Genomic DNA, 12,813 nt, shown 5'->3' with positions numbered 1-12,813 from the left:
GATCGCAAATCAATAATATAGTACAGGTATGAGTTCGGGAATCAATAGGTCACTCTACCATTGAATCATCAATCACACGTTGATCAAACAGGGATTTTCATCCATCAAAAATTGTTCATACCACTCGATTGTTTCTTTCAACCCTTCTTCTAGAGGATACTTAGATTCCCAAGCGAGCATTTTTCGCGCCTTATCTGCCGAGAGGTACTGATGTTTGATTTCATTCTTGGCCCGATTCAATACGACTGGCTCTAAATGACTCTTACCCATCAATTTCAAAACATTATCTACCATGCCCCGCACAGAAATTTGCAACTCGTTGCTGAAATTAAATGCTTCCCCTAAAATTTCTTTCCTATCCATGTGTTCCGCCAAATGGAGATAAGCTAAAACTCCATCCTTCACATAAAAATAGTCCCGGATAAAAGTGCCATCACTGCGGATGACTACCGGCTTGTCTCGTAATGCCGATCGAATTGTAGACGGAACAATCCGATTAAAATTCAAGTCTCCGCCGCCGTAAAAGTTGCCGCAGCGAGTAATGCACACGGGCAAACCATAACTGACGTAATAAGCCCGACTGATTAAATCAGCACAGCTTTTAGAAACATCATAAGGGTGTTCTCCTTGCAGCGAAGTTGTTTCGCTATAAGGCAACACTAGCTGGTCTCCATAGGCTTTATCGCTGGATGCTATGACAATTCGAGTCACACCACCGACGCGGCGACAAGCTTCTAGAATATTCCAAGTACCTTTAATGTTCGTTTCAAAAGTTGCAACAGGCTCTCTATTTGCAACTCCCACAATTGTCTGAGCTGCTAAGTGAAACACCGTATCGACTTCATACTCATTGATTGCTCGTTCTACCGTTGGCAAATCTTCGACACAACCGCGCACGATATTAATTTGCCGATACCACTCTCCAGCATACAGTCGGGATTGGGGAACCAAGTCACGGACTAATCCCGTTACCAAAGCCCCTCTTTCCAGCAACTCAGCCACTAACCAGTTGCCCAAAAGGCCTGTGCAACCTGTCACCAATACCGATCGATCTCGCCAAAATTCACTCATTCCCACACCCTCCAAGGAGCCTCTCCATTATCCCAAAGTTCGTTCAAATATTTATACTCGCGGTAAGTATCCATCGCAAAAAAGAAACCTTCGTGGCGGTAAGCCATCAATTGTCCCTGACCCGCTAACCGTTCTAGAGGTTCCCGTTCTAGAAAACAATCATCCCCGCTCAAATCTTCAAATATGCTGCGGTGAAGTACCAAAAATCCCGCACTAGCCCAGCCATCTATTTGAGGTTTTTCGGTGAATTCCCGAACTTGCCCTTGGTTGTCCACATCTAAAATACCATATCGAGATATCGGACGCACGGTACTAACAGTTGCTAGCTTACCATGAGACTTATGAAAATCGAGCAGCGCCCCAATATCTATATCAGCAACTCCATCACCGTAGGTAACCATAAAGGTATCTTCTGTAATGTATTTCTCCACCCGTTTCACCCGCCCCCCAGTCATGCTGTCAGGCCCTGTTTCCGCGAGTGTCACCTTAAAATTTTGCTCCTGGTGTTCCTCGTGATAGGTAATCTGATTTTGGCGGCCCAAGCAAATAGTAAAATCATTATTCATAGCTTCATAATTCAGGAAATACTCCTTAATCATGTTGCCACGATAGCCCAAACACACAATAAAGTCCCGCAAACCGTAATGGGCATAGGTCTTCATAATATGCCAAATAATTGGTCGTCCGCCCACATCAACTAGGGGCTTAGGACGAAATTCTGTTTCTTCTCGCAGACGAGTACCCAAACCGCCGGCTAAAATTACTACTTGCATATTGTTGAATTAACTTAAAGTTAAGCTGAAAAGACTAAGCTTGAGCAGATGAATTTACTTTAGCATAATGTGGAGCGTTCGGAGTATGTGTATCCGTTAATCCTATTGAGCTTATTTTTTTTTACATTTCACTCCCCTGCTTTACTGAATTGACGCTATGCTTTACTGAATTGACGCTATGCTTTACTGAATTGACGCTATTTTTAACCCTGGGTTCAATCTCTATACAAATTCAATTGTTGGAATAAATTATACCAAGAGTGAAAAACATCCGGGGGAATAGCCCGGGCTAAATATTTTTGATGAACATCTGTCCAGGCTTTTTGACCCATAGTTTCTCTCAGTTCTGGGTTAAGTATTAACTCCCTTAACGCATTGGCCCAATCTTCGGTGGTACGGCACAAGTAGCCATTTTGACCATGTTGAATTGCCACTTGAAACGGAATGACATCAGACGCTACAGTTGGTATTGACATAATACCTGCTTCAAAATATTTTAGTTCACTCTTGCACTCTGTAAATTCATTGTTTTGTTCTAATGGTGCTAGGTTAATGTCGATTATTCTGTATAACTTAGGTAGTTCCTGCCATTCTCTGTAAGGCTCGATATCAATTCGATGCTTAAATTGCTCAAAACTATCGGGAATATCCAACAGTCCTACTATCATCAAACGAACTTGAGGAAACTCTGACATGATCTTTAAGAGGGCATTCCCGCACTCGGCAAAATCTTTCTGATGAGTTTTTGTCCCACTAAAGTAAGCGATGCGAATTAAACCATCTTCTATTTTTTCCATCAAACGAGCCTGCATCGCTAACTTTTCCATTTCGGAACTCATCAAGTTACGGGAAACTAGGATGGGTTTATTTGGCAGATAATTGATTAACTCTGAGCCTAACTTTTCTGTAGTGACGATCGCCCCATCACATATAGACAAAGCTTGCTGGCATCTCTTAACTTCATCTTTGTACATAATCTTTTCTTCGATACTCATACTGCGATAAGCATCATTATGTTCTAGTTTGAAAGGATCGAACACTAAATCATCTGTACTATATAGCACCTTAGTTCCACCTTGGCGAGCCGCTAAGACAAATTGCTCAAATTCATTAGTGTGAGCCTGTCTGTGGGCAATTACTATGTTGTATTGATTTTTCAAGATATCTTCGTAGGGAAATACATCAGGTGGGAAGGTATCAACACTAAAACCCATATTTCTTAATAACTCAGCTTGATGTAAAACTCGATACCAGTAGGAGCCAGCAGGACAATCACTGATCATACCAATTCTGATACCAGTAGTTTGATTAATTTGGGCAGATTCTAAAGATATTAGATTGGTATAGTTGGTCAAATCTAATTCGACAGGAATACGACATATTTTGGCATTAACTAAAAACTGAATATACCAAGTAGTATTAGCTGCATCATCGGGTAAGGATATGTAATCGTGGACTCCGACAACATGGTGAATTGGATAAGCTACTACCACATCAGGACGTGGAGTAGTGTTGAGTAGCTTGATAAATGTGCCAGAATCGTTACAAAAAGCTGGTTGTCCGAGCAAATTCTCTTTGAGAGTGGCGATCCAACATGAGAGCAGAATATCACGGGTATTAATTGGGTCACTAGGTTTTGGTGAGTCCAAGCAGTAATCAAATAAATTCTGGTTTTGGGAAATTTCTTCGAAATTGGGCTGCCTAGATTTTTCTATCGTAGTACATACACTTTGGAGCCATAGTTGAGAATTATCTAGTTGTTTTTTGACTCGTTCGATCAACGACAACTCAGATGACTCAGGACATGGTTCCAGTTTTGGGAAAGTTTTTATTGTTTCTGATGGTTGAGATGCTTTGATAGGTAAGATTTCCTGTTGGGGTACGGGTAGCTCTAACTTTCTCAAAATACAAATAAATTCTTCTTCATTTTTTTGGATCAACTCAATATCAAAAGGCAAGTTTAATTTTTGCTGGCAATAAAGCAATAATTCTATAAAACTGCTTTGTTCCCATACATGAAAATGAATGCTATAATCTATCCCTAGTAAATGTTGTACCCGTTCTTCCACTTCCTTTTCAGGAGCTTTTTGTACTAGGTTAACCCACTCTTCATAATGGTCTTTTTTTGACCACTCTGGGCCGTCGGTATAATCACGAATTAGATGGTCTAATGGGGTTAAGGGCCGATCGCGATCAAAGGTATATCTTTTATCAGGTACAGCCATATAAATAATGCCGCCTGATTTTAGCACTCTCAAATTTTGTTTAATTGTGCCGATGGGATTTTGACAATGCTCGATCGTATGATTGGCAATAACAAAATCTAAGCTACCATCAGCAATAGAATACAAGGTTTCGCCATCATCAATAATATCAACATCAACTAATTGGTGTTGGGCTAATTCTGGATAATGTCTTCTCAATTCCGATACGGGTAGTCTGTCTAAATAACGAACTCGGGCTGTGTGGGGAACAGGTAGTGGCCCGTGTAACGCCCCCACCTCTATGCCATCGCCGGATATATATTGTTGAGCAATGCTATCTCTAATGTTTAAACTCATGGGACTATTCTCCTAATGGGTATGTTTGTGAACAATAATACAGTTTAGACTATCAATACTTTCGCCGATGTGCCAAATATGGGCTTGAGAACCCAATCACGATGTAGGGGTGAACGGTGTTCTCCCTTTTGAGCTATTTTACCTTACCTTGGATAGGATGGATTGACGAGTCAACTGCTGCCATTCTGACATTCCTAGCAATTGGCTCGAATCAAACCCAGAGCCATTCTCTGACGAAAAGTTGGCAAAACTTTCCAGCCAGTTAACCATAGTCTCAGTCCGGGATAATGGTGTATGTTGGAGGGATTGTTGTAATGATTTAACCATTTGGCGATAATCACCATGCTGATAGGCATACCAAGCCTCCCAAACTAGCAGTCTATATTGTGTTTGCTTAGGTGAGTTGGTATTATCGCTAGCTAAGAAACGCTCGAATCGTAATCTATATAATTGTTTTTGATTTTGGTCAATTTCAGACTGTTTTTGGTGCAATTGAGACTCTAGTTTTGCCAAATTGAAGGTCATATTCGTTGATTCAGTTTGTTGGTAATTGAGTTGTTCTTTTAATTGCTGTTTAGCCGCATGCAAGGCTGCCATTTGTTGGTGAAATTGACTTAACATAGTTTCTTTTACTTGCAGTATTTGATGAAGTTTATCCACAAGTTTTTTGAGTTCCTCTATCTCAGTAGTTGACTTATTTAATAACTCATCTTTTGTTTCACCTAACTGTTGAAATTCAGCAAATCCCTGGTGAGTTTTTTGTAATTTTGTTTGATACTCTACCAAGATGGTTTCAGTTTGGCGCAGTTGAGTTTGTGACTGCTCTAACAAACTTAATAGTTGATTGTTTTCTTCTTGTTGATTAAGAAATTGAGCTTGTGACTTTTCTAAGTCCGAGCGAGATTGCTGTAACTGCTGGTTAGATTCTTCTACTACAGCTTCGGTTTGGCGCAGTTGAGTTTGTGACTGCTCTAACAAACTTAATAGTTGATTGTTTTCTTCTTGTTGATTAAGCAATTGAGCTTGTGAGTTTTCTAAGTCCCAGCGAGATTGCTGTAACTGCTGGTTAGATTCTTCTACTACAGCTTCGGTTTGGCGCAGTTGAGTTTGTAACTGCTGTAACAAACTTAATAGTTGATTGTTTTCTTCTTGTTGATTAAGCAATTGAGCTTGTGACTTTTCTAAGTCCGAGCGCGTTTGTTCCGCTGTTTCTTGATATTCCTTCAACACAATTTCATTTTCTTGTACTCGGTGGTGATATTGTGCTAACACAAGTTCGCTTTGCTGCCTCAACATTTCAGCCTGCTTTAATACTGACTGATATTGTATTAATTCCGAGCGCGTTTGTTCTAATTCTGACTGAGATTGTGTTAATTCCGAGCGCGTTTGTTCTAATTCTGATTGGGCTTGGTTATAATTCGCTTGAATTGCTCTGGAAGAAATTATACCAAAAATGTCTTGCTGAGTTGCTAAACCTGTTAAACTATTAAAATCAAAGGAATATTTGTTTTTTAACTTTCCAGCTATTTCTGCATTACTGCACATCTGATAAAGCAGCTCAAATCCAAAATATTTAAGTGCCGGACCCTCAATCTGTAGTGCCATTTTAGCTAGAAAAAACGGAACTAATTCTGTTTCAATTTCGCCAATGCTGGCAGAAACACCTACTTCGGGTATATTAGTCATCAAAGGAAATATTTTCAAGAATTCTTCAATCACCAAAGGATTTAGATAATTTCTCAAAACTTGACTAATTTCTAAAGTAGTTCTAGTTGCAACATCGGCTCTATTACCACTGGCATTAGCTTCATTGGCCCGTAGCCGGAATTTTGTTAGATTTTCTGGCATGATATGAATATCATATCTCATACAAAGCCTAATCCAAAAATCCCAATCGGGCAACTGAGCGTATCTTTCATCATAAACTCCGGTCACTGCATAACATTGTTTACGAATCAGAACACTGGGATGACATAAGCAATTACAATAAAAAAAGAAATGTTTTAACCATTGAAATCTATTGCGATTAGGTTGGATAAATATCTTTTGATACCAATGATCTTTGTCGGGAAAATCATTACTATTTTCATCCATAATCTGGGCAGAAGTAAATACTGCCCCAATTTCTTGATGTTCATCTAAAAATTTAACCTGCTTTTCCAGTTTCTCTGGCAACCAAGCATCATCCGAATTAATGACAGCTATATATTCTCCCTTAGCTTCATTAATACAATTATTCATCGCCGCACAAGCACCCTGATTTTGCGGAAAGCAAAATAGCTTGATTCGCGGATCGTCAAATTTTTTAATTACATCGACGGTTCGATCGGGCGAGCCATCATCTGTAATAATAAATTCAAAATCTTGATAAGTTTGGTCGAGGACGCTTTGAATCGTCTCAGCTACAAATTTTTCGTGATTGTAGGAGGCCATGACTACTGATACTTTAGGCATACTCTAACTACTCCTTGTCTGAATTAACAATGTTGTTACCACTGGGATTAAAATTAAAAATAGTCTTACTCTCGGTTATGTTGAAATCTAACCACTTTTTTACTCAATCACAAAACAAGTTTTATTTCTTTGGTCGTCTCACTACTTAAATAATATTTGTTAATTAATAAGATGTGGGCTTTTTTTCTAATTTTACTCTTACTTCTTCACCCTGTGCAACGACTAACCGGATTATCTCACACAGTTGACTAACTTCGCCTAACCCGACTGCGATACCCGTCGGCAGCACCAACACGCGTCGCACCAGTTTCTCTGTTTCTGGCAGCAGTAGTCCTGCATGGGGAAAGTAAGAGCGATAAGGTTCCATTTGATGACAACCTGGATAGAAATAGCGACGAGCGAGCACATTCTCAGCAGAGAGAATATTTATTAGTTGGTCGCGAGTGACTTTAGTCACATATTCATCAACCTCTAGTACAACGTATTGATAATTACATTTTTCTTGGTCTCCGTATGTAAATAAGGAAATGCCAGGAATGCCAGCGAGTTCATGCTGATACTGCTTGTAATTGGCATAATTGATAGAGATAAAGTCATCCAGACTTTCCAGGGATGTCAATCCCATTGCAGCCGAGACTTCGCTCATTTTACCATTAGTGCCGATGTAGACAACATTATCATAACCGGCAAAACCAAAGTTTTTCATCAAACGTATTTTAGCAGCTAGTTCGTCGTTATTCGTGACGATCGCGCCGCCCTCAAAGGTATTGAAAAATTTGGTAGCATGGAAACTGAAGACTTCCGCCTCACCAAAGTTCCCAATCATTTGTCCCTTGTAGGAGCAACCAAAGGCATGGGAAGCGTCAAACATCAACTGGAGGTTGTGTTTCCGAGCAATCTCGGTTAAGGCTTCAACATCACAAGGTTGCCCCCATACATGAACCCCAATAATACCACTGGTGCGAGGCGTAATCATTTCCTCGACTCGCCAAGGGTTGATGGTGTGGGTGCGAGGGTCTACATCGCAAAAAACAGGCGTTATCTCTTGCCATTGCAAGGCGTGAGCTGTAGCGATGAATGTGAAAGAAGGTACAATCACCTCACCACAAAGCCCTGCGGCTCTAATGGCAAGTTCCAGCGCTACTGTCCCGTTACAGGTGGCGATACAGTGCTTAACCCCTAGTAGGCTACCGATTCGCAGTTCTAATTCTTGCACATAAGGGCCGTTGTTGGTTAGCCATCTCCTGTCTAGCATATCATTGATGCGTTTGAGGAGGGAGGCGCGATCGCCGATGTTGGGCCTTCCGACATGGAGTGGTTCGTTAAATGCGGGGGGAGCGCCAAATATAGCTAAGTCTTCTAGTTGCATTAATTTCTGGGTACTGGTAATAACTTCAAATGTAATTCAAACTTTTGCCTGGCCAGATTAATTTCTAGTCCTGTGTATCCAGCAAAAGTTAAACAACGAATTAGATTAATCAACTCTCGGCCGCTCATTGATTCCCAGTCACAGTTTTGTTTGAGATTAAAAAAATCTTTTTTTGTATGATAGCTACCCCCTTCTGGCTGAGGACAAGCAGGAATATCTTGATCGTTAATAATTTTAGGCCAATACTTTAAAAATAAATCTTTTTCAGCTTGTCTAACTCTTTCAAACAAACTACCTCCTGTGTCAACAGGATAATATTCTACCTGAGTTTGACCAACTATTGAACCTTCATCTATACCGTTATTAATTTCATGTAAAGTTGCACCCGCAGGGGTTTCTTCCCATAAAGCCCAAAATATAGGATAATACCCGCGTCCCCAAGGTAAATAGCCTGGGTGAAGATTGTAAATTTTTGAATATTTTGAGATTATTTCCCCTCTAAAGATAATAGGATAATGTACAGAAAATCCTATTTTTGATGGCTGAAAATCAATAAAATTAGGATTGGACATTTCTACTGCTAGATTATAACTGACGGCTATATCGGCGATCGCCTCATCTGTGGTAAATACTCGGGCGATAAATTCAGTGGATACATTTTGTAATGTCCATATACCTAAATCGCCTCCTAAATACAAGTCAACTTTTGTCATAAGGATTAATTATTTTTCTACTTAAGAGAAGATTTTGGACCCATGCACTCAGAGATTAATCGTAATCTTGGATTCATTTGATAATCAATGTTGAAAACCCGTTGGAAGGCTAATTGTCCCTGCTTAGCCAGTTCAGACAATTTATTATAATTTTGCCAAAAATATTCTATCGTTTCACATATTTCTTCAACATTTAAACTAATTATAACAAGTTCTTCTCTATCTTTAAAAGCCACGTTAAGATTGAGACAATCAGTACAAAATAATGCCACACCTGACAAGGCAGCTTCAGCACAAGCCCCTGTGGGAAACCCATCGAAGGCCCCAGGAATATAAGCTGGTCTATTTGGAGATAAGATTAAATCCATACCTGAATAAAAATCAGGGAAAAAATCGGTTGTTTTTTGACCATAAAAAGTTATGTTATTTTCTAGCACGATAACATCTATGTCAGTGGGTTCATGTCCACCAACAATATGAAAATGAAAATCATCATGTTTAGATGCTAGCTTTTTAGCTACTTCTATAAAAAGATCATAGCCTTTATGAAGTCCGGTAGGTTGATATTTATAAGCAACAAAACAAATATCAAAGGTGAATTTATTCTGTTTGTAATACTTTTTTGGGTAAAGGTTACTGGTTAATTTATCGCTCGGAACTACACATCCATAAATAAATTCAATTTGCTTGGGAGTACAGAACTTTTTATCAATTAAATATTCGTAAGTATTTCTTTGCGTAACGATCACTTTCTTGAAATTTGGGGATGCAAATACTCTTGTTAGTTTGTGGTTGGTGGCTTCTTCCTCAATGTGAAATCCTCCACCAGGATATAGAGTAAACACAAAGGGTAGATGGTTTTTTTCGATAAAATCTATAAAGTTAAAAATATTATTTAGAAAAATAGTATATATTAACTTAGCCTTAACTAACCGATTAAAATCAAATTCCATTACTTTTCCTTTAAATTGAGGATAAAAACATTCATATTCCTGGACAACATCGGCTAAACCAATATTTTGCCCCAGCAAAGAAAAAGCTGTAGCAGTAGATAGCACCAATGAATTAGGACAAGTATTTAAGTAATAGTTATATTCAGCAATTCTAAAAGCGGATAACCGTAAAGGAAAAATGTCATCTAGTATTACTAAATCGTAATTCTGACTATGAGATGATACTTCTAGTTCGGATTTAATTTTTTCTAGCCATATTTGAGACTTTTCTAAATCAGAGCGAATTTTTCGCAAGTCCATTTAAGATTTCCTCCTTTTTTCTCTTAGTTTCAATGCCAGTTCATAAAGGTACATATCTTCCTTATTTAAAAGGGATATTTTTTCTATTAGCTTACGATCGTTCATCAAGGTTGAGAAGTTATCGTGGTAGTTAGGGTATTTATTATCATTAACTGTTTGCACTGTAAAATCAGACCACTTCATTAAGTGCTTTAACTCAATTATATCTTCAGTAATATATTCGTGAATACCAACAAAATCAAACTCACTCAAGTCTAGACCTCGACAATAGTAATTAGAGATTTGGTTTTGCATCGCAGGTAACTCAACAAAATCATAGATATCTAGGTTAATCTCTGCTATGAATTTACTAACTGGATCGGCCGCCCATGTTGCCGGTTCACTCAAAATGAAATAGTACGCCGAAATGATCCTTTGAATAGGATTTCTTAGCCAGACTACTCTTTTAGATTTTGGAAAGTATCCTTCATACTTGGCAATGGGAAAATGACCATGTATTGCTTTGATATTTGCACTAATCAAATTATTTATCAATTCTGATTTAGCTTGAGGAATTGCCTTCAGTACATGAAACAACACAGGGTGTATCTGCTCTTTATAGTCATTGAATAAGTCTTTTTCATATACTTGCTGGAGAACGGAGTTAAAAAAAGAACCCGCTGTTTTGGGGACATGAACAAAAATTATTTCTACTGAGGATTCAGGTATTTCCAGGGAGGCTGATTGTGTCCTTTGAAACTTGTTTCCTTGCACTTGCGATAACCAAGAGCGCGAGCACTCCAAATCTTCCCTAATCTGCTGTAACTTATCATTAAACATTTTGCCCAAACCTCCTGCTTATTGATTTTTATTTAAGTGGGGAAAGTCTTCTCTAAGTGGAGAAAAACCAAGAAATTTACAAAGTTGGCCATAAAATTCTTCCGAAGCCATGTTAATTACTAAAAGTGCATCACTTATATTTTATCTTTAATGGGAGATATTTGCTTTCACCCAACTGAAGAAAAATTAACTTAAATTCGATCGAGGCCGTTCACTGCGATCGCCCTTGAAAAAAAATCATCTCCTCAGCCTGTTTTACTTCTATATCAAACTCACAGGATAAAACCTAACAGGCTCAATAAACTCGCTTTCAAATATGCGACCGATCACATAACTTAAATTAGCTGTATCAGGGGGTATCCCGTCCTTCATCTTTCGATAATCGCGATCGTGACTAATCACACCTTGGTTAGTATAAGCTATCCACTGACCCCGATATTTTTTCAACTCTCGGCGATTAGCCTTATACCACTCCTTAGCTGTCGCATATTCTGCTGCCATATTTTCACCCCATACTTTTCCATCAACTCATCCTCGCCTCCACCATCATCCGCACCACATCGGGCATCTTATACTTCGGCTCCCATCCCAACTTTTGCTTCGCCTTAGCCGGATTTCCCCTCCCCACAGCAATATCCGTCAGCCTGTAAAGACTTGCATCGGTTACTAAATGTTCCTGCCAATCCAAACCCGCAGCAACAAACGCTGTCTGCACAAACTCCTCCAAAGGATAACTTACACCCGTGGCAATTACATAATCGTCCGGTTCTTCCTGCTGCAACATCAAATACATCGCCTCCACATATTCCGGGGCCCAACCCCAGTCCCGCTGCACTGAAATATTTCCCAAATGCAGTTTTTCGGAACTGCCGGCAGCAATTCGGCACACCACAGATACAATTTTTTGGGTGACGAACCTCTCCGGCCGCAGCGGCGACTCGTGATTGAATAGAATACCAGAACACGCAAACAAATTGTACGCTTCCCGATAATTTGCTACTTCCCAAAATGCCGTTGCTTTCGCTACCGCGTAAGGACTTCTGGGGCGAAAAGGCGTATTTTCATCCGCTGCACTGCCTCCGGTATCCCCAAAACATTCGCTGGAACTGGCATTGTAAAGTTTAATTTTGCCGCCAGTAAACCGAATTGCTTCTAAAAGATTCAATGTGCCTGTGGCAATGCTTTCGAGGGTTTCTACGGGCTGTTCAAAAGACAGACCGACGGAACTTTGACCTGCTAGATTGTACACCTCATCTGGCTCTATTTTGGCAAGCACTTGCAAGACGCTGCGAAAATCGTTGAGAGACATAGATTCTAGTTTTACTCTGTCTCGGATGCCCAAACGAGCCAGGTTTCCGAAACTAGAAATTTGGGCGTCCCTGGAGGTGCCGCAAACTTCATAACCTCGATCGAGCAAAAGTTTCGCTAAATAAGCTCCGTCCTGACCTGAGATACCACAAATCAGTGCTTTTTTCATATAAACTATTTACTTTGATGATTCGGCGGTTGAAACCGATCCTACACAAACAAAATCTGCCTCCGCAGACTAAGAAGTAGGTTGGGTTTGCTATCGTTCAACCCAACTTACATATTTTGGATTTTACTTAAGCTGACTGTCGGCCACTCCCTAGTCCGCCAGGGAATGAATTCCCTGTCTAATAGCTAAAGTCCTCTTAAGAGGACTAATGAGTTTAAAAGTCTTCTTCTGACTTTTTTTAAGAAGACTAATAAGTTTAAAAGTCTTCTTCTCAGTCCTCTTAAGAGGACTTTAGCTTTGAGGCAGGGGTTTCAACCCCTGCC

At 39.6% G+C, this 12,813-nt stretch carries 10 protein-coding genes; all 10 read right to left on the bottom strand.

The features are described from left to right. Window positions 1-72 precede the first annotated feature (72 nt). The 10 genes from QT984_RS10625 to QT984_RS10580 all read right to left on the bottom strand — a co-directional run bounded on the left by QT984_RS10625 (window position 73) and on the right by QT984_RS10580 (window position 12,490). Window positions 73-1,071, bottom strand: coding sequence for a GDP-mannose 4,6-dehydratase (locus QT984_RS10625; RefSeq protein WP_333373943.1), 999 nt, complete (start codon window positions 1,069-1,071; stop codon window positions 73-75). After that, window positions 1,068-1,844 carry a glucose-1-phosphate cytidylyltransferase gene (rfbF, locus tag QT984_RS10620; protein ID WP_333373941.1) on the bottom strand — a complete coding sequence of 259 codons (777 nt, stop codon included), beginning with the start codon at window positions 1,842-1,844 and terminating at the stop codon, window positions 1,068-1,070. Before rfbF ends, QT984_RS10625 begins: the two co-directional genes overlap by 4 nt. 215 nt (window positions 1,845-2,059) lie before the next feature. After that, window positions 2,060-4,405 (bottom strand): glycosyltransferase, encoded by a 2,346-nt coding sequence (locus QT984_RS10615; protein WP_333373939.1) that lies wholly within the window; start codon window positions 4,403-4,405, stop codon window positions 2,060-2,062. Between the two features lie 138 nt (window positions 4,406-4,543). Then, on the bottom strand, window positions 4,544-6,859 hold the full coding sequence (locus QT984_RS10610; RefSeq protein ID WP_333373937.1) for a glycosyltransferase: 2,316 nt from the start codon (window positions 6,857-6,859) through the stop codon (window positions 4,544-4,546). A 163-nt stretch (window positions 6,860-7,022) separates the two neighbouring features. After that, window positions 7,023-8,228 carry a DegT/DnrJ/EryC1/StrS family aminotransferase gene (locus QT984_RS10605; protein ID WP_333373935.1) on the bottom strand — a complete coding sequence of 402 codons (1,206 nt, stop codon included), beginning with the start codon at window positions 8,226-8,228 and terminating at the stop codon, window positions 7,023-7,025. After that, window positions 8,228-8,941, bottom strand: coding sequence for a formyltransferase family protein (locus QT984_RS10600; protein ID WP_333373933.1), 714 nt, complete (start codon window positions 8,939-8,941; stop codon window positions 8,228-8,230). The genes QT984_RS10605 and QT984_RS10600 overlap by 1 nt, the downstream gene beginning before the upstream one ends. A gap of 17 nt (window positions 8,942-8,958) precedes the next feature. After that, window positions 8,959-10,194, bottom strand: coding sequence for a glycosyltransferase family 4 protein (locus QT984_RS10595; protein ID WP_333373931.1), 1,236 nt, complete (start codon window positions 10,192-10,194; stop codon window positions 8,959-8,961). Beyond that, entirely contained in the window at window positions 10,195-11,013 is an 819-nt protein-coding gene (locus QT984_RS10590; protein ID WP_333373928.1) for a sulfotransferase family 2 domain-containing protein, read from the bottom strand. 261 nt (window positions 11,014-11,274) lie between these two features. Continuing rightward, window positions 11,275-11,514, bottom strand: a complete 240-nt coding sequence (locus tag QT984_RS10585) for a DUF5678 domain-containing protein (protein WP_333373926.1) — start codon at window positions 11,512-11,514, stop codon at window positions 11,275-11,277. Between the two features lie 22 nt (window positions 11,515-11,536). Next, window positions 11,537-12,490 (bottom strand): GDP-mannose 4,6-dehydratase, encoded by a 954-nt coding sequence (locus QT984_RS10580; RefSeq protein ID WP_333373924.1) that lies wholly within the window; start codon window positions 12,488-12,490, stop codon window positions 11,537-11,539. Window positions 12,491-12,813 lie beyond the last annotated feature (323 nt).

This window comes from Microcoleus sp. Z1_B2 (assembly GCF_036700325.1).
Taxonomy (GTDB): Bacteria; Cyanobacteriota; Cyanobacteriia; order Cyanobacteriales; family Microcoleaceae; genus Microcoleus.
Note: the sequence above shows the minus strand (reverse complement) of the source record. Positions and strands in the feature narration are given on the sequence as shown.